At 44.1% G+C, this 19,273-nt stretch carries 11 protein-coding genes; 3 read left to right on the top strand and 8 right to left on the bottom strand.

Going from position 1 to position 19,273, the window contains the following annotated elements; all coding sequences use genetic code 11:
- The first annotated feature begins 53 nt into the window (after positions 1–53).
- Together GFS24_RS08185 and GFS24_RS08180 are read left to right on the top strand one after the other, a co-directional pair.
- Positions 54–1,025: an aldo/keto reductase gene (locus GFS24_RS08185; RefSeq protein ID WP_153659086.1), complete on the top strand. Its 972-nt coding sequence runs from the start codon at positions 54–56 to the stop codon at positions 1,023–1,025.
- 41 nt (positions 1,026–1,066) lie between these two features.
- On the top strand, positions 1,067–1,879 hold the full coding sequence (locus GFS24_RS08180) for an AraC family transcriptional regulator (RefSeq protein WP_153659085.1): 813 nt from the start codon (positions 1,067–1,069) through the stop codon (positions 1,877–1,879).
- A 54-nt stretch (positions 1,880–1,933) separates the two neighbouring features.
- Here the strand turns inward: GFS24_RS08180 and GFS24_RS08175 are convergent, their stop codons facing one another.
- The 3 genes from GFS24_RS08175 to GFS24_RS08165 form a co-directional block, all read right to left on the bottom strand.
- Entirely contained in the window at positions 1,934–2,746 is an 813-nt protein-coding gene (locus tag GFS24_RS08175; protein ID WP_153659084.1) for a family 16 glycosylhydrolase, read from the bottom strand.
- A gap of 68 nt (positions 2,747–2,814) precedes the next feature.
- Complete coding sequence (locus tag GFS24_RS08170; protein ID WP_173003010.1) at positions 2,815–4,359, bottom strand: RagB/SusD family nutrient uptake outer membrane protein; 1,545 nt, start codon at positions 4,357–4,359, stop codon at positions 2,815–2,817.
- Between the two features lie 28 nt (positions 4,360–4,387).
- On the bottom strand, positions 4,388–7,441 hold the full coding sequence (locus GFS24_RS08165) for a TonB-dependent receptor (protein WP_153659082.1): 3,054 nt from the start codon (positions 7,439–7,441) through the stop codon (positions 4,388–4,390).
- Between the two features lie 199 nt (positions 7,442–7,640).
- On the opposite strand from GFS24_RS08165, the gene GFS24_RS08160 reads away from it, so the two are divergent.
- A complete protein-coding gene (locus tag GFS24_RS08160) occupies positions 7,641–10,517 on the top strand; it encodes a triple tyrosine motif-containing protein (protein ID WP_153659081.1) in 2,877 nt (958 codons plus the stop codon).
- Here GFS24_RS08160 and GFS24_RS08155 read toward each other — a convergent pair.
- The 5 genes from GFS24_RS08155 to GFS24_RS08135 all read right to left on the bottom strand — a co-directional run bounded on the left by GFS24_RS08155 (position 10,514) and on the right by GFS24_RS08135 (position 19,248).
- Positions 10,514–11,263, bottom strand: coding sequence for a hypothetical protein (locus GFS24_RS08155; protein ID WP_153659080.1), 750 nt, complete (start codon positions 11,261–11,263; stop codon positions 10,514–10,516). The genes GFS24_RS08160 and GFS24_RS08155 overlap by 4 nt on opposite strands.
- 253 nt (positions 11,264–11,516) lie before the next feature.
- Positions 11,517–12,602, bottom strand: a complete 1,086-nt coding sequence (porV, locus tag GFS24_RS08150) for a type IX secretion system outer membrane channel protein PorV (protein ID WP_153659079.1) — start codon at positions 12,600–12,602, stop codon at positions 11,517–11,519.
- Positions 12,603–12,614: 12 nt separating this feature from the next.
- Positions 12,615–15,338, bottom strand: a complete 2,724-nt coding sequence (locus tag GFS24_RS08145) for an MBG domain-containing protein (RefSeq protein WP_173003009.1) — start codon at positions 15,336–15,338, stop codon at positions 12,615–12,617.
- A gap of 25 nt (positions 15,339–15,363) precedes the next feature.
- Entirely contained in the window at positions 15,364–16,080 is a 717-nt protein-coding gene (locus tag GFS24_RS08140; protein WP_153659077.1) for a hypothetical protein, read from the bottom strand.
- A gap of 3 nt (positions 16,081–16,083) precedes the next feature.
- Positions 16,084–19,248, bottom strand: coding sequence for a TonB-dependent receptor domain-containing protein (locus GFS24_RS08135; RefSeq protein ID WP_173003008.1), 3,165 nt, complete (start codon positions 19,246–19,248; stop codon positions 16,084–16,086).
- Positions 19,249–19,273: the final 25 nt, after the last annotated feature.

Raw genomic sequence — 19,273 nt, 5'->3', positions numbered from 1 at the left:
GCCGTGGGTACCAAAGGCTGATCTTTGTGTCGTTAATCAATAAAATGAAATCAATGACAACAATAACAAAGATACCTTTAGGCAAAAATGGACCACTCGTGTCCAGGCTCGGATTAGGTTGTATGCGTATGTCGCCTGTTTGGGGAGGACCTAAGAATGATGAACGTGAAAGTATTGCTACCATTCAGATGGCATTGGACAGCGGCATTAACTTTCTGAATACAGGAGATTTTTACGGTAGCGGGCATAATGAACTGCTTGTAGGTAAGGCCATCAAGGGCAGGAGGGACGACGCATTTATCAGTGTTAAGTTTGGCGGGATCGTTTACGATGGTCAGTTTCTTGGATTGGACCTACGCCCCATAGCTATCAAAAACTTTATCGATTATTCTTTGGTACGTTTGGGGGTAGATACCATCGATCTTTATCAGCCCTGCAGGCTTGATAACAGTGTTCCGGTGGAAGACGTGATCGGAACTGTCGCTGATCTGATCAAAGCAGGAAAAGTGCGTTATCTCGGCGTATCTGAAATAACCGCAGATCAATTGCGTAAAGCGAATAAGATTCACCCTGTTACAGCATTGGAAATAGGCTATTCGTTAGCAGATCGCCAGATAGAAAGTGACCTGCTTCCTACGGCTAAAGAGCTGGGGATAGGTGTTGTGGCATTTGCCAATACGGCTGAAGGTCTGCTCACCGGTGAAATGAAAGCGCCTCTTCCGGCCAATTCATACCATCTTCACTTCTCACGTTTCCAGGGAAAGAATTTGATAAAGAACCTGGAAAAAGTGGAAGTATTAAAGCAAATGGCAAAAGAGAAAGGATACACCCCTGCACAGCTGGCGATAGCCTGGGTGAACATACAGGGCGATCATATTATGCCATTGGTAAGCATGAGCCGGAGATCACGGTTGCCGGAAAACCTGCAGGCCATGGAAATTGCCTTCACGCCTGAGGAGTTAAATACACTTAATACACATTTTTCGCCAGGTGCTATATTGGGAGGTACTTACCTGCAGCGGTAGCGGAATTGCTCATAACTCCACCAGTTTAGTAACTTCACAACATGACGAATCCAACAGAGATACTTCCGGGGGTCATCTTTTTCTCTTATTACTCGGCTATGAGGAAAGAGAAGGTTGCCTTCATGGAGGATAATACGTTGATATTTCAGGTTTTAGGCCGGTTCACCCTGGAAACTGCCAGCCAGAAGATCTCAATGGATGGTGGTGAAACGTTGCTGGTACGAAAAAATCAATTAGGACAAATTACCAAAACTCCTTTGGACGGGGAGGGGTATCAAACCATTGTCATTCGGCTGAAAGAAGACCTGCTCAGAAAAATAGCGCTTGAAGAGCAAATAGAAATAGGACATAAATACACAGGTCCTTCCAGCCTCCTGATCCCCGGGAACGATTTTTTACATGCTTTTTTTCAATCCTTGCTTCCGTATGTCCGTCATCCGGAAAAAAAGATAACCACTGAGGTGGGCATGCTTAAAGTAAAAGAGGCGGTGTACCTCCTCCTGGATATCATGCCCGGACTCAGAGAACTCCTGTTCGATTTTTCTGACCCTTATAAGATGGATTTGGAAAAATTCATGGTCAGCAATTTTCATTACAACATTCCTGTTGAACAATTTGCACGGCTTGCAGGAAGAAGTCTTGCCGGGTTCAAGCGTGATTTCCAAAAAATATTCGAAATGGCTCCGCGGCAGTGGTTACTGGAAAGGAGGTTGGCAGAAGCCCGTTATCTGATAGAAAAAAAGAACAAAAAGCCATCCGCAATCTATCTTGACCTGGGATTTGAAAGCCTTTCTCATTTCTCGCATTCTTTTAAGAAGAAATTTGGTAAGGCACCCACCGAATGGGTAGTTTAGGCCGGCGTTATAAAAGGCTTCAGGTCAACAACCTGAAGCCTTTAAATAATTAACTTATTTCTTATCCTGGTACACTCTTACATAATCTATCAGCAACTTAGCTGGAAATATTGAAGGATCAATCCCTTTAGCACCTTCCCATTTACCACCCACAGAAATATTCATAATGATATGAAACGGCGCATCGAAGGGCCATTCCGCTGGTGTTTTATGTTCGTTGGGGAAATGATACCTGTGTATGCCGTCAATGAAATAATCAATGCCTTCCGGTGTCCATTCCATGGCATAAATATGAAAAGCATCCCATGCTTTCGGCAGATAAGTTCTGACGCCTCTTTGCGTTCCCTTTGTATGATTATAGGCACCTGTATGAACAGTCTGATAGATGCTGTCAGTATGCCATTCGATATGCTCCATGATATCAATTTCGCCCATGTTAGGCCAGCCACCGTATTTCCGTGTGGAAGCCAGCATCCATACAGCAGGTAAAACACCAAGCCCTTTGGCTATTTTCGCGCGGACTTCTATTCTTCCGTATGTCCAATCGTATTTGTTTTTGGTAAGCAGCCTGGCGGAGGTATAGGATGTATCGGTGCCTTGAATATGCCTGTTGGCTGTTATTTGCAGTACACCATTGCCCACTTTGGCTGTAGTAGTATCATCTGCGGTATAATTCTGTAATTCATTATTTCCCCAACCACTCTTGCCGACATCGTATCCCCATTTTTTAGCATCGGGGAGACCTTTATAATTGAATTCATCACTCCATGCAAGTTTCCAGGAGGTGTTGATTGTTTTTTTCTGCGCGTTGGTGTATTGGGAAATGAATAGGAGAAGGATGATCAACCCTGTACGTGAACATGTCATTTGTATGAATTTAGAAAGAAGGCATGATGAATAGCATCATGCCTTCTTTGAAAGAAAGATAAGTAGTTTTACTTGAGATTTGAATTAATGTCTTCCTGTGCCTGGGGAATAGGAAGGTATTCACTTTGGCCAGTTACAAATCCAGGGAGTACTGTAGCTGCCTGACCCGTTCTGAGCAGATCATTAAATCTTTCTCCCCACCACTCGCAGATAAGTTCGGCACGGCGTTCATCCATCAGCTGTTGTATGGTGGCGTTTGTAAGAGGACCAAGGTTTACGCGGACGCGCACTTCATTCAATGGACCATCTCCGTTCTGCCCTTTGCGGATCTTTGCTTCTGCATTCATCAGCAATACTTCTGCATACCTGAAGATGCGTACATTGTTATTGGAGCCATAATCCTGCCTGCCTGGCGTCATCTGGGATTTAGGGAAATAAGACTTGCCGTTAAAGTATTTTTTCCGCCCGGCATTTCCGGAAATCTGATCGCCATCGGGAGTAACACTAACTGTATTGGGGGCTCCGTTTACACCGCAATATTGTATCGCTGTTTTTAACCGGAGTGCATCGTTACGGGCAGTCAGAAAATCTACTGCTTTTTGCGTTGGCACCATCCAGCCGGGGCCGGTGATGGGTGTTCCAAAAGTATTTTCGGGCCCCTGGAACAGGTAGAAATTGCCCCAGCTTTCATTAGCGCCGCCAGAGGTAACTACGTCACCTGATTCTGTTCCAAAATCAGAAAACTGAAATTCTAATATCGATTCATCGCAAAGTTTGCCGGGCTTTTTGAACAACTGGTAATAGTCGCCGAACAATGAAAACTTATGGCTGTTGATGATCTGATTGGTGGTTTCCAGTACAACATCCCAATTAGGACTTGCATTATTATTGCCAGCGAGGTCCATGGCCACCTTGGCTTTCAGCATTAAGGCGGTATACTTTGTTACTGCCCCCTGCCTGGGTGCTGCTACCTGGTTGGGCCTGGCATCTTCAAGGTTGGCGATGCAGAAGTCCATTTCCTCTATCACATGTTTCCTGATATCCTCCACCTTACTTTTAGTGGCATTGCCCAGGTTGGTAGGATCATTACTTTCCTGTCCGAGTATAGGAATATCTCCATAATACCTGGAGATCCAATAATGCCCCAATGCTCTGAAGAACCTTACCTCTGCGCGGTATTGTGCAAGCAGTTTGGTGTTAGCGGCATCACCTGCGGGTATGTTTTTGGCAAATTCATCTAATTCGGCCAGTGCAGAATTGGCATCTAATACTACGCCATAAAGACTGATCCACATATCATTGATCCCCCAATAGCTCTTCACGGTAACATTATTCTGAAAATTATGGATCGCAATTTGTCCGGCATCATCATTGCCCGGTTCTATCTCATCACTGCGCACGGATCTGATAGCTACGCTGATCCATTTAGCAAACGTACCGCTGCTGGCAGTTCTATAAACGCCAGACACTGGCCTGTACATTAATGTAAGGTCTGCATAGTTAATTTTAGCGGCCTGTCCTCTATTTTCCAACGGACGATCTAAAAACTTGGAACAACCTGCTGAGAGGATAATCATTATCGTCAGGCTTATGGCTAATTTATATAGTTTCATAATGTGCTTTTTTAATAGGATGATACAATTAGAAAGTAGCTCTAACACCAAAGCTATATGTAGCAGAAATGGGATATACATTCACGTCGTATCCCAGACCACTTACTTCCGGCGTAAATCCATTGTACCGGGAAAAGATAAATGGCCTGTCTGCTGTAGCGAACACCCGCATTTTGATCGGCGCCTTGTTTTGGTTTAAGTTGAAATTGTATCCCAGTTGTATATTTTGTATGCGCAGGTAAGCACCGCTTTCTGTAAAGAATGAATTACTCACTTTAAACCATGAATCACGCAGTGCGTTAGCGGATGGATAGGCATTGGTAGAACCAGGGCCTGTCCAGAGATTGCTGGCAAATTCTTCATCGATATTCAGCGATGTGGATGCTTTGTAAAGTTTTCCGCGGTTCAGATTGAGTATCTTGTTTCCAGAAACACCCTGGAAGAATATGCTAAAGTCAATGTTCGCGTATTCAAGGCCCAGGTTAAAACCATAACTGAGCGTTGGTATATAACTACCAATATTCACACGGTCTGCATTGGTGAGTTCGCCATCCCCGTCCTGATCTTTATATTTGGGAAATCCGGGTTGTATCTTGGCTATGGCGGTACTGTTGTAATTTGAAGAAATCGGGTCTTTGCTTATTTCATCGTCGGTTTGATATACCCCTATAAATTCATATCCATAAAAATAGTTGATAGGCTGGCCTACTACAATGCGGTTAGGAAATTCAGCCATCCATTCCGGGAATCCGCTTGTTGAAGCAGGAAGTGATCCCAGATTGGTGACCCTGTTTTTCAGTGTGGAAAAATTTCCACCGATGTGATAGGACAGTTTTCCAATTTTATCGCTCCAGTTCAGTTGAACATCAAAACCGCTGTTCGCCATATCGGCCCAGTTACCATAAATGATGTCATAGGTGGACGAAAGAGGTTTGTTAAATGCTGATCCGGTTGTTGTACGGTGGTAATAATCCACTGAACCGCTTAATCTCCTGTTCAACGCTTCAAAATCAATACCCCCGTCCCATTCCGTTACTATTTCCCAGAGTAAATTGGTGAAATTCCTTTTTACGTTATACCCCGGCAGGTATTGCCCATCTGCAGTGGCAGTGCTTCCAAATATCGCCGAATTAGGATTCCCGCTGTTCACAATAGCATATGCTGCATTGGCATTTACACCATCGTTCCCGAGTTTGCCCCAGCTGCCGCGTAGTTTAAGAAAATCAAAGAGCCTTTGTCCCTTCATGAAATTTTCATTGGTTAAAACCCATCCGAGACCCACTGAAGGAAAATAGCCCCATTTGGTTTGGTACTTGGAGCTGCCATCTGCCCGGAACGTTGCCGTGAGCAGGTATTTATTATCAAAATCGTAAGTACCACGGGTAAAGTAAGAAAGGGTTGCATTACGTACGCCATCTTCATTGTATCCTCCCGCATTCCGGGTACCCTGATTTACATACCATGATTCTTCTATATTAGGAACGTTGTCTGCAGATACCCATGTTTGCCGCCATCTTTCTTCCCGGGTGGATTGACCCAGTAAGATAGACCAGTGGTGGGCGCCTTTGCTGTCTTTGTAAGTCAGCAGATTGTCCAGGATATAATTTGTGTTGCGTTCCTGGGTAGACCTTAAATTGGAGAAGGTGACCTGGGTGCCTGGTCCTAAATTACGTTCCGGGCTATAATTGATCCTGTGGCTGGAAGAATATAACTGGCTTAATTGCGAGCGGAAGGTGAACTTATTGTTCCAGAAAGCTGCTTCGGCATAAATGCTGGGCAATACCTGGAACCTCTTTTCCCTGTCGAAATTATAATAAGCTGTGGCAACCGGGTTGGCATCTTCTCTGCCGATGAAGGATGCATTGGCAAACTTTACCGGAGCTGCATTGGTGTTTTGTTCATCATACACAGGGAATAATGGCGTAGAGGAATAAGCCTGTGAGAAAGCAACGTTTGGAGCGTTGAACTGCGTGGAGTTGGTAAGGGTGGATGTGAAACCAACCTTCAGCCATGAAAAGGCATTTGCCTCCACCTGTAACCTGATATTATATCTTTTAAAATTGTTCTCCGCCTCCATAATACCATTCTGATAGGCATAATTGATCCCGAAAGAATAGATCACTTTATCACTGCCACCCTGCAGATCTATACCATGGTTGGTGATCAATGCCTGATCGCGAAGCAATTCATCATACCAGTCCGTATTGGTAGTAGGGGCAATCCCGCTGCCGCCAAATCTCTGGGCGGAAAGCATGGCAGTTGAACTATCCTGGGGCGTTTTCCTTTGTAAAGAAAAAGAAGTGTATTGTGCCCCGTTAGCCATTTTAAGTACATTGGTAGGTACCTGCACACCCACATATCCATTATAGGTGACGCGGGTCTTCATATTCAGCTTCCCTTTTTTAGTGGTGATCAGCACCACGCCATTGGCTGCCCGCACACCATAAATAGCGGCCCCGGAAGCATCTTTCAACACAGATATCTCTGCGATATCGTTAGGATTCAGGAAATTGATATTTTCTACAAACATCCCGTCTACTACATACAGCGGATTTGTATTGTTAAATGAGCCGATCCCGCGTACGCGTACATCAGGAGCACTGCCAGGAGCTCCGCTGGTTATTATCTGCACACCCGGTACACTACCCTGAATGGCATCCATGGGGGTAGCTGTTGTTCGTTTTAACATTTCTGCGGTGTTTACAGTACTAATAGGAGCAGTCAGATCACCCTTTCTTTGAGTGCCATAACCCACCACTACTACTTCGTCCATTTGTGTTTCGGACAGGAGCAGCCTTACTTCCACATCATCCGAAATGGCGATGATCTGTTCTTTAAAGCTTAAAGCAGTTATCCGGAGGGAATCTGCAGTAGATGGCACAGAAAGGCTAAATGTGCCTTCTCCGGAAGTAACGGTGCCGACCGTGGGATTATTCTTTATCCTGATGGCGGCCCCGGGTATTGGGCTGCCTTTATCATCTAAAACCCTGCCTTTCAACGTTCTGTTTTGTGCCTGGGTGGTTAAATGAATGACGGATAATAGGAACACGGTTATTAAAGTGAGGTAAAGTTTTCTCTTCATAACGTAATTTTTTAGCGTGGATAATGTTGTTAGAAACAGGGGATAAGTAAAAATAGGATTGTATCGTTAGATTACCGGGCAATCCACCACATCATAACCTCACACATTATTTCGTAATTCATTAATTATCACTAAATTCATACTACATCAAAACCTCACGTACACCACACACTACCTCATAAGGAAAGCTTAACTGCATATGAAAAAGGCCCTTGCGTATATAACTATTTTATTAACGTTTAGTTCAATTCCCGTTTCCGCACAGAATACTTTGGGGCTCCCCCTGATCATAAATTATAATAAGGCCCTGTACAAAGGCGGGTTACGCACCTGGGATATTAAGCAGGACAGCAGGGGGATCATGTATTTTGCCAATGATGAAGGCCTTGTAACGTTTAACGGCGGTTTCTGGAAGTTGTACCCCTTACCGAATAAGACCATTTTACGCTCTATCTATATTGATAAACACGACAGGGTGTATGTGGGAGGGCAGGATGAGATCGGTTATTTTGAGCCGGGCGCCAATAACGTTTTGCAGTATACTTCTGTGAAAAATATGATCCCAGCCCAATACCGGAATTTTTCAGATATCTGGAATACGGTTGCTTTGGGGGAATCCATCTTTTTCCGGGCTTCTGACCGCATTTTTAAGCTGGCTAACAACCGTATCGAGGTTTTCCTGCCATCCAAAGGGGAATGGCTGTTCCTGGGAGAAGCAGGGGGAAGGCTTTTGGCCATGGATCAACAAACAGGTTTGCTGGAATATAAACGGAACAAATGGATGCCGCTAATAAACGGCAGTATGCTAAAAGGTTTGGTGCCGGCGGACATCTTTGAGAATGGAGAGCACACATACATCATTGCCACCATCGATAACAAGTTCTTCTCCTTACAAAATGATTCCATCAGCCGCATCCAGAATATCCCCTGGGAAGATCTGTATACCCCTTCTTTTGCCAGGATCAGTGATTCCGAATACGTTAAATCCACTTCCAAGCTGGGGTGTGTGATACAAAACTTCCACCATCAGTTCATACAGCGCATATCTGTTAAGGAAGGATTGAAGAATAATAACGCTACAGCCGTTTTTGTTGATAAGGAAAAGAATATATGGGTGGGGGTGGACAATTCCATTAGCCTGATCAACTATAATTCTCCCATAAAATTCCTAACTCCGGATACGGTCAATAATGTAATAGGCTATTCTTCCATTATTTTTAAGAACGACCTCTATGTATCTTCCTCCAATGGCCTTTTTATGGCCCCCTTATCTGATCTTAAAGGAGACCTGAGCCTGATAAAAAGCAGATTTTCATTAGTGAAGAACAGCGATTATGGTGAGGGCTGGCAACTGGAAGAAATAAACCAGGAGATCTTCCTGGCGCATAATAAGGGTGTTTTTATTATAAAGAACAAACAAGCAGTACCAGTTTCCGCCGGAGCAGGCAGCTGGACTTTTTTGCCCACTTCATCTGTATATCCCGTAACGGATATCGTGGTGGGTACTTATTGGGGGCTTGATCTGTTGCAATACGATGGCAATGGATTTCATAGCAAGGGCGCTTTAAAGGGGAAATCAGATTCCTACCGGTTTTTAGTACAGGATGAAGCCGGGGGCATCTGGGCATCGCATCCCTATCGGGGTATTTACCAGATCCAGGTATCTCCGGACAGTATGAAATACAATACCCGTCTTTTTACAAGCACGGATGGCTTGCCTTCCAATTTTAACAATTACGTATTTAAGATCAGGAACCGGATCGTGTTTTCAACAGAATCGGGGGTATATGAATTTGATCCGGCTACAGCTAAATTAGTTCCATCAAAGTTTTTGTCCGTTTTCAATGGCCTGCCGGTACGATATATGAAAGAGGATGATAAAGGCAATATATGGTTCTGCAGCGGGAAGAAACTGGGTATTGCGCATTTCTCCCCCAATGATCAGCATCAGCCTTATACCATTTCTTATTTCCCGGAATTGGAGGGTTATACATTGTCTAATTTTGATAATATCTATCCCTACAATCAGCAGAACATTTTTATAGGCTCCGAAAATGGCGCCATACACATTGATTACGAGAAATATGCTGCGCAAAAGTTGCAGCCAACCGTTCTGTTGAATGAAATTAAAGCCATAGGAGAAAAAGATAGCCTGGTATTCGGAGGATTCTTTCTCCCCAATAAAAAGGAGGTTACACTTTCCTCCATATTCAGTTCTTTTCACTTTGAATTCAGTTCTCCCATATATGGACGCCCTAATAATATTGAATACAGTTACCGGCTGGAAGGGTATGAAAAGGAATGGTCTGCCTGGACTTCTAAAAAGGAGAAGGATTATACGAACCTGCCGGCTGGTAAATACACCTTTAACCTCAAAGCACGTGATAATTTAAACCATGAATCAGCCCCGGTCCTATACACTTTTATCATCATGCCGCCATGGTACAATTCGATCTGGGCGAAGGCTATTTATTTGCTTATCCTGTGTTTGCTTTTTTACCTGTTAAACAGGTGGCATCGCAGAAAGCTGTTGCAGCAACAAAAGAAATTTGAAGAGAAGCAAAAGCAGTTAGAATATATACATCAGTTGGAATTAGAGAAAAATGAAAAGGAGATCATAAAGCTGCAGAATGAAAATCTGGCAAGTGAAGTGGCTTTGAAGAATAAAGAACTGGCGAGTTCAAGCATGCAGCTGGAAGAAAATGCCAATACATTTCATAAGTTAAGGGAAGAAGTGATCAAACTGGATAATAACCCGGATAATAAAAGTGATATCAAGAGTATCATTTCTTTATTAAAAGAAGTGGAAGATAATAATGCCAACTGGGATAAGTTTGCCGTGCATTTTGACGAAGCCAACGATAATTTGCTGAAAAAGCTAAAGAAAAATTACCCCAAATTATCTCAAAGTGAATTGAAGATCTGTGCTTACTTATACCTTAACTTCTCCTCCAAGCAAATATCCCAGCTCAGTAATGTCACGGTACGGGGGGTGGAGATCCACCGTTACAGGATCAGGAAAAAACTTGGCCTGCAAACAGGTGAATCGCTCAATAGCTTCCTGGGGAACCTTTAAAACTTGATCAGCAGTTTTTCAGCCAAAAGCTTATCGTCTTTATAGTATTCGAAATACCATTCTCCGTTTTTCTTCAGTACTATTCCATGAGAGGATCCGTTGTCGGCAATAAAATATTCAGGTACGGAAGTTTTAAACAGGGTTAAAACTTTCTTTGGTGTGGTATCTATTAATTGGTATCCGTTAGGTGTTGGCTGGGCGTATAATGTTCCTGCTGCGTCTTTTGTTTCTGCCGGGGCAGGAGCGGGGGCTGGAGCCATTACCGGAGCAGTTGCCGGGATTGTAACTGCCTGTTGGGCTGGCGTGTTTACCGTTCCATTATAAGCATACGGCACATCGTTCAGGGAGGTGTAGGCGTCCCTTAAGGCCATTGTATAGGAAATTTCGAATTCTTTTTCCCTGCTTTTGCCCTCTTTGCTTTTGAAGATAATATTGCCCTGGCAGTCCTTTAATATAAGCGTCAGGTTGGTTACGAACAGGCCTTTTTTCTGCACAATTTCAGCATTCAATGCATTACACCTGTTGCCGGCCAATTCTTTCGGTACATCTGAGTTATCAAAGTAAGCGGTAAACCCTTTTTCTTCCATGAGGGATTTGGTAAGCGAGTTGAGTCCATACTGGTTGGATTCCCTGAGAAAGCTATATTTTTCAGGGATCAATACGTATTTATAGTTATTGATCGTTTGCTGCTGGGCATACCCTGAAAGAGAAACGAGCAAAATAAGTAGCAGGATATATTTTTTCATATGGAGCGAATATAGCAATATCAGATCAGGTGGGAAAGAAAAAAATTGCCCGTTCCTTCTGCCATCCTTCTGTCATCCTCCTACCAAACACCCTCAAACTCTTGCTGGCACTGAGCACCACTGAAGGATTAGCGATAGATCCTTGATAGTATAGGGTTACAGGGGAAAAAATCTGAAAAAAGTGTCAGTAGATGTCAGGAGGTCTGATAGTATTTTAACGATAAGAACGGGGTGTGCCCCCGTTCTTATACTGCTATTTGATATTAACGGCCACGCCTAACCGGATGGTATTACTTAGCGGGCTACGGTTTATCTTATCTCCTGTAGGAACAAGATAGGCGAAGTTGATGGTAGCAATACCAAGGCTCAACCCGGTTCCAACACTGAGATTTTGCCAGTTTCCGGCTGCGTAAGTCCTGGTGCTGTATCCAAGCCGCAGGCTTAGCAAACCTTTATACTGGTACTCTATCCCCGTCCCTAATTGGAGGGCCTGGTTGTTAAAAGATTGCAGCCAGCTCTCCATAACGCCTGTTTCGTAGTAATTTTTAATTTCATGCTGGTCTGTGGGTACGGCAGGTACCAGCAGTTTGTTGATATCCGCCGCAATAGTGATGCGATTGTCTTTATCCCATACTTCTGTATAAGCGGCTCCTACGCCGAGATTGGCCGGAATAAAATCAGACTGATCATCCGTATAGGAGATTTTGGTGCCAAGATTGGATAAAGCCAGGCCTGCTGACCAGCCTTTACCTTCATCGTTTTTATTGGTATAAAAAAGTGAGAGATCCGCCGCAACGGCGCTGCCTGCTTTATAGTCTGTTCCGTTTACAGCACCGGTTGCCAGTTTTGAACGTATATAACGGGCAGTAAGGCCAATGCCCAGATGCTGAGATAATTTCACTGAATAACCAAGGTCGAATGCAAACTCGCGGGGCTGGCTGGTGTTGAGCTTATTACCATTGTAGTCTACTATGGGAACATTGCCCAGGCTGAAGTAACGAAGGGAAGCGGCGATGGCTTTGTTGTCTGTTGGTTTGTAGAAACCTGCCAGTGTAGTGAAATACATATCATCTGCCACTTCTTTCATCCAGGGGGAATAATTAAGTGCCACACCAGCTTTATTGGTGTTAAACGATGTTTTGGCCTGATTATAAAAAACACTGTTCACATCAGGAGACAGGCCCATTGCTGCTTCTCCCATACTGCCACTCCGGGCATCAGGAGAAATGCGAAGAAAGGGAACGGCTGTGGTGGTGATATTCACCTGGTTACTGCCATCCTGTGCATGTAATGTTATTACTGTTGCAATAAAATATAGTGTGATAATGATCTTTTTCATGTCTGTGTTGATTTAACGGATGACCACTTTTGTTTTAATGGTTGTTTCCCTGCCTATGATCCTTATGAAATAAAGACCGGCAGCCACATTACCTACTTCAAAATTCCAGGTATTAAAACCTTTGCTGGCGGATAGGGCTGCACCCTGCAGGCGATTACCATAACTATCGAATAATTGAAAGCTGATCTTCTCCTCTTTAAGCGCGTAATAGTTTACCCGCAGTTTGCCCGGAGCGCTCATATGAGCATTCACGATGTCCTGATCTTTGCCATTAGGAGGGAATATGCTCAGCTTTCCGGCTATATGTGCAATGTTATAGTTGGGTGACGTTGCACCAGATACCGTGATAGGATAGGTGCCGGCCAGTGATGTAGCAGTAGTGGCTGCAGCAATTGCAGGTGGTGTAGCAAGGTCGCTGGCATCATCTCCGTTCACGAAACCGGAATAGGTTATTGTAAATGCAGGGTTGGGCTGGCCTTCGTTTTTGATGGTGTCCAGTGAGGAAACAACCAGATTGGCTTTTTGCACAGTGAGTGTTTGTGTTACCGGTTGTGCTGCCGCGTTAAAGGGATCACCGGTTTGGCTTGCTGTAATGTCTGCAGTACCTGCTCCTGCAATATGAATGATGCCATTATTTACCGTTGCCACCTGTGTATTGCTGCTGGTATAACTTACCGTAAGGCCGGAACTGGCTGTGGCGCCGATGGCAAAATCAGCATTCCCATAACGTTTTATTGGTAGTGTATTGAAAGTAATTGTCTGTGCCGGGAGTGGTAAAACAGTTAAGGTTCCATTGGTATAGGCAATCGTATAATTTACAGCGGCCGCTCCATTCGCTGTAATGGGATAATTACCGGCAGCAGAAGCTACCGTAGCAGTAGTGGTAACCACAGGCAGTGCTGTTAATACTGAGCTGTTTTCATTATTTACAAAACCACTATAAGTTACTGAGAGCCCAGGATTAGGCTGCCCCAATAGTCTTTCTTTATTTTCTGCCATAATTGTAAGCACAGCGGGGTTAACTATCAGTGTGCTACTCACAGGAGTAGCCGCGAAGAAGGCATTGTTGCCATTCTGCGATACAGCAATATTGGTATTGCCTGTTCCCGTGATATGAATAATGCCATTATTATCTATTGTTGCCACAGCGGGATTGCTGCTGCTATAGGTCAATGGTAAGTTGGAACTTACAGTAGCACCGGCAGGAAAATTTGCATTCCCATATACTTTTGCAGGTAAGGAATTGAAGGTAATCGTCTGCGACTGTTTGGAGGCATTTACGGTGAGCGTTCCGTTCACATAAGTGAAATCATAATTAGTGGAAACCGCGCCAGCTGGTGTAATAGTGTAAGTTCCGGCAATATTGGATTGTGTAATGGCGGTGGTGGCAGTAGCTGCAGTTGTTAAGGCATTTACATCCTCTCCATTCACAAAACCGTTATAATTGATCGTAAATGCTGGTATAGGATCGTTTTGTATGATGGTAACATCTTGTGCTGTTATTGTAAGCGCTGCTTTATTAACGGTAAGTGTATGCATTACAGGTATTGCTGCCTGACGATCGTCGTCCCCAGGTTGCTCAGCTGTGATATTAGTGGTGCCGGCGCCTGTAATATGTATTTCACCATTTACGATGGTGGCTACTGAAGTATTGCTGCTGGTATAACTAACCGGCAGACCGGAACTGGCAGATGCTCCGGGAATAAAGTTCCCCTCACCATACGTTTTAGCTGGTAATGCATTAAATGTGATCGTTTGTGGTTGTAATACCGGCATACCGAGTGTAAGTACACTACCATCCAGCACAATCACATTCACTGTGCCACCTCTTGTGTTGACGGTGCTTACGGTACCCCCGCCATTTTGGGGCCATGTGCCGGCTGTCGAAACTTTATATCCTACTTCACTTCCGTTGGCGAGACTGTATTGAGCAATTCTTTTAATCCCTCCGGCCAGGTTGTTGGGGATGATGGTTCCCCAGGTTTTATTTACTTCATTCACCTGGGATGAATAGAATGGCGCATATCCGTTGGCTATAGTGTTTGCAACGCCATCGCCCTCTATCACAGTGCCGGCCATGGGGCGGCCTGTGCCTGAAATATTATCATACAGCATCAGCACATTTTTCGCTGAAACATCTGTTGCAGGTGTACTGCGAATGGCTGTTCCACCCGTGAAAGGAGTAACACCAGTGTATTGATCAACATGCGTTTCTGTTTCGTCAAAAGCCATAATGGTAATGGGGCTTGGTGCATATAACCGATGCATTGCCGTAGTTCCCCCTGCACCATCGTTTAAATAAATTCTCATGTATACGGTATCGCCAATATCGAACAGGCTGGAGGTACTGCCCTCAGCCATGCACCAAATGGAGCTTGATCCGGAGGCGTCTGTGGTGAACTCTGCATAACGGGTGTTAACGGTAAATGCAGGCGAAGTAGTTACCCTTAAAAAGTTCCCTGTAGCCGCATTGACAAGCGTGTACATACCTCCTCCTGAGGAGGTGGATGTGCTGACGGTATCTGTTGCAGCCACCAGGCGGCTATAATACCGGTAGGTTGAATTGACCTTAAGGCCATTGATCGTTACGCGGCAGATATACGGTACTTTTTCCGGATTGGAGGCTGGTCCTCCGGAGTTCTGCATATATCGCGGCATATGTACTTCCGTAATGCTTTGGCCGAAAGTGATGCCCGTCCATAAGAGGGCAATAAGAAGGGTATAAGTGAATTTCATTGTTGAGATGTCTTTAAAATGATCACTAAAGTTTAGTTGCAGATGCAGCGCCTGAAACGGGTTTCTGAAAGGAATAAAAAGAGAAACCTTCAATTGCATCATAGAATAAATTACTGCTGAGATCTGCTATAAGTGTTCGTGCAGCATTGCTTGTATACACCTTTAGCCGGGGCTTTTTTGGAACGGGTCCCGCCCATCCCGGGAAGAAGGGGGAGAGATGCCCTTTTTTAAGTAAAAAGCTGTCTGCCGGGGCATAATCAAGATTTGATTGGCCACTTTCGCTGTTCTCTACCACTACTTTCACTTCATCAGGCATACTATTCTGCACGTATAAAACAGCTATTTTCATTTTACCGGTTGGTGGTGTTGTTTCATTGACAGGAGGGCCCAGCCATACCAGGTCTGCTCCTGCACCAGGTTGAATGAAATTGAATTTATTAATAGCCGTGGTGCTATATTGAAGGAGTGTATCCAGCATTACACGGTTGGTGTGTAAATCTGTTATGCGGACCCGCTGTGCCGGGTCTGTATAGTTTATTTCAGCAACAACTTTACTGCCGGGAGAAACCATTGAATTGATCAACGTTGCGTTGTTGGTTTCGATCTTTAAGAGCAATGAATCAACTGTAATTGTGTTTACCGTGAGGCTGGTAAACCGCGGCTTTTCAACAGGCTGGCCTTTCTTTGAACAGGATGTGCACAGCAATGTAATGGCGCCTATTAAGAGAGATGTCCTTATCATAAATTATAGTTTATACGTGAAGACGATACTAAAATTTGTTCCTTTCTTTACCTTATAATTTACAAGGTCCATGGCCTCATTAAAGGCATCTCCTTTAGGATCATTATTGGGCTTTTGAGGAGGGAATATGTATCTGCCTGCTGCCTGCTCATAATTGATATTATTACTATAGATAATAAAATACTGGTTAAGCAGGTCCGCCACATTAAATTTGATCTCTGCTTTCTGTTTCATTAACCTGGTGCTCAGTTGCAGGTCCACCACGTCTCTTGGATTTTCATATTGCACCAGTATAGGGTCTATACCACCGTTCACTATTCTCCTGCCATACCGGTTGTACGATATATTGAGACCCCAGCTCTTGCTTTGGTAGTTCAGGCTACTGTTAATGATGTATGGCGACAAGCCTTGTATTGGACGGTTACCATTAGCGAAAAAGCTGGTGTCACGACTGGTGAAAGGGCTTTTTGTGATGATGTATTTTATACCACCTTTCAGGAAAGTAGCGTTGGCGGAAAAATACAAGTTCTGCAACCATGAGGAACCCCGCGATATAAAAGACATAGATTTCCTGATATCGAACTCAAAACCTCTGGCCGTGGCACTGTGCAGGTTCCTGTATACCATTGCATTGGAAACACTTCCTATGAAATAGAACATCTCTACCGGTTGATCAAAGTCTTTGTAAAAAACAGAGGCAGATAAAATTTCCGTACTGCTGGGGTAATATTCAAAACGCAGATCATAGTTTTTAATCCGCGAAGTCTTGAGGTTGTTTTCGCCGATCACTTCCACCATCTGAGCAAAGTCGAAATAGATATAAGGCGATCTTTCCACAAAATCCGGGCGTGCCATTGTTTTACTATATGCAGCCCTGATATTGAATTTATCGGTAAGGCTATAAATAAGGTTCGCAGAAGGAAGCCAGTCATTTTCCTTGTAAACAGTATCCCTGAATTCTGACATTCCCTGGGTGTTATAGAAAACAGTGGATAGGATCATTTCATTGTCCTCACGGCGGACGCCACCTGTTAAACGGAGTTTTTTTAGTAATCTCAGATCAAGCATGCCATACCATGCACGTAACTTTTGCTTTCCTGTATACCTGTCTCCCGTAGTGCCTGATCTTGCATAAGCAGTAAGAAATGAGAGGTTCCCATTTCTAAAGGCATCCTGCGTAACCACCTGGTAGTAAGGCAAACCACCTGTTGTCCGGACATAATCACCATGAGCTACAATAGCTATGCCTGTACCATCAAAATCAGCATCCCGGTCAGACCACAAATACCCTGTTTTAAATAATTGTTTTGCTCCGCCTATGATAAAAGGAAGTGATAAATTGCCCGCTGCATTTTTTCTGATTTCTTTCAGCTGGGAGCCATATAATCCATTTTGTGTGATAGAGGGGTTATTAAATGAATAGCCATACCTATTATCATCGTCAATAAACACCTCATCTATGTAGCTGGCGCTCCTGCCGGTTAAGCCGGTCAGAAAGCGGGAATCAGGCTGTTCCCGTACCTGCCGGATATAATCGCCATACCAATCCAGTTTAATACCGATCTTGCTGATGGAGTGTTCTCCTTCCAGTCTTGTATGTAATAAGCTGTTTGTAAGCGTTACATCACTTGTTCTTTTTGCATACTGTTGCTGACCAATGTATGCACCAAACATTTCATCAAACTGGTTGCTGTACTTATAATTGTAGATGTTCTTCCATGACAGCCGGTGTCTTTTACTTTTGAATCCTGCATTGAGCAAGGCGCCTATGGCGGTGTTATATTTGAAGCGCTTTGACTCAAAATCAGTTTGCTGCAGTACCCTGGAATCTCCTTCCTCATAAGCCATTTCATTGCGGTAGGTGACTGCGGCTATGGCGCCTATGCTGTTCTCATGCTTCAACGATTTATTTATCCCACCTGCTAATTGATAGTTTTGCATAGGTGAATAGGGATATTTATATTTTTGCCAGTGATTGGGTATTGCTGCGCCTACCTTTTGGCGATAGGCTACGTCCCCGCCATAGATTGCCTGGGCAAGATATTTGGGCGGATCAAATACCCTTCCATCTCCAAACCATTTCCTTTCTGGATCTACAATGCCCAGTGCTGCATTCTTATCACGCCTGTAACCCAGAAAATCCCTTCCTGCACTGGCAGTATTAAATCCTGTTCCAATGGCTATGCTCAGGAAATTTTCCTGGGGCACATCCCGGGTATTGATCTGGGCCAGGCCTCCTGTAAATTCACCCGGCAGATCGGGGGTGGCCGATTTATTCACCACGATATTATCCAACAGGGCGCTGGGTACAATATCGAAACTGAAGTTCCGCCTGTTAGGTTCGGTGCTTGGTAGCGAAGCGCCGTTGATCAATACGTTATTATAACGGTCGCTGACACCACGGATGGTGACGAACTTTTCATTCTGTATTGTAATGCCACTTACCCGCTTTAATACCTGGGCCACATTATTATCTGGAGTTACCCTGATCTGTTCTGCACTGATACCATCCGATACCGCAGCATTATTTTTCTGACGGCTGTAAAGAGATGCTATGCTTTCTTTTTTTGCAGAAGACGTTATCACTACTGTAGCTAACTGTCCTTTTTCTCTTTTCAGTGTTACATTCAGTTCAAACACTGCATCATCTTTTACTTCAACATCTGTGATCCGTTTCCTTCCATAACTCAGAGAGGATATTTCAGCATTGTATTTGCCAGTAGGCAAGGAGAGGTTGAATGATCCATCAATAGCGCTGATAGTACCTTTGTTGCCAATGCGGATCGTAGCATCCGGAACAGGTTGCCCGTTTTCCTGGTCAATAATTTTTCCGGTCACGCGGCCTGGTTTCTTTTGAGGTGCAGATGCAGGACTATTTTCCGGTTTCGGGCCTGGCTTTATGGAGATATTGCCGTCACGGATCGCAAATTGCAGCCCGTATTGTTTTTGCAGTAACGTTAAGGCTTCGCCGAGGCCTTCTGCTTTAAAAGATGGTATGGTTACAGCGGATAACTGTTCCTGAGCATACGTAAAGCTGTAACTGCTTTGTTTGTCCAGTAATTCAATGATCTTTAAAGCGGTAGTTTGGTTTTGATTTATGCTTACTTTTTCCTTTAATGCAGATAATTGTGCCAGTACAGGCAGGTGGCCAAAAAGGATCACTGCCATCAGCAGGCAAAAAATCCCCTTTCGC

The sequence above is a fragment of the Chitinophaga sp. SYP-B3965 genome (assembly GCF_009647655.1).
Classification (GTDB): Bacteria; Bacteroidota; Bacteroidia; order Chitinophagales; family Chitinophagaceae; genus Chitinophaga.
Note: the sequence above shows the minus strand (reverse complement) of the source record. Positions and strands in the feature narration are given on the sequence as shown.

Bases quoted from the DNA above. Each gene is read 5' to 3' on its own strand.
- GFS24_RS08170 (WP_173003010.1), bottom strand. From the start codon at position 4,359: ATGAAACTATATAAATTAGCCATAAGCCTGACGATAATGATTATCCTC.
- GFS24_RS08145 (WP_173003009.1), bottom strand. From the start codon at position 15,338: ATGAAATTCACTTATACCCTTCTTATTGCCCTCTTATGGACGGGCATC.
- GFS24_RS08135 (WP_173003008.1), bottom strand. From the start codon at position 19,248: ATGGCAGTGATCCTTTTTGGCCACCTGCCTGTACTGGCACAATTATCT.
- GFS24_RS08140 (WP_153659077.1), bottom strand. From the start codon at position 16,080: ATGATAAGGACATCTCTCTTAATAGGCGCCATTACATTGCTGTGCACA.
- GFS24_RS08180 (WP_153659085.1), top strand. From the start codon at position 1,067: ATGACGAATCCAACAGAGATACTTCCGGGGGTCATCTTTTTCTCTTAT.
- GFS24_RS08155 (WP_153659080.1), bottom strand. From the start codon at position 11,263: ATGAAAAAATATATCCTGCTACTTATTTTGCTCGTTTCTCTTTCAGGG.
- GFS24_RS08165 (WP_153659082.1), bottom strand. From the start codon at position 7,441: ATGAAGAGAAAACTTTACCTCACTTTAATAACCGTGTTCCTATTATCC.
- GFS24_RS08185 (WP_153659086.1), top strand. From the start codon at position 54: ATGACAACAATAACAAAGATACCTTTAGGCAAAAATGGACCACTCGTG.
- GFS24_RS08160 (WP_153659081.1), top strand. From the start codon at position 7,641: ATGAAAAAGGCCCTTGCGTATATAACTATTTTATTAACGTTTAGTTCA.
- GFS24_RS08175 (WP_153659084.1), bottom strand. From the start codon at position 2,746: ATGACATGTTCACGTACAGGGTTGATCATCCTTCTCCTATTCATTTCC.
- porV (WP_153659079.1), bottom strand. From the start codon at position 12,602: ATGAAAAAGATCATTATCACACTATATTTTATTGCAACAGTAATAACA.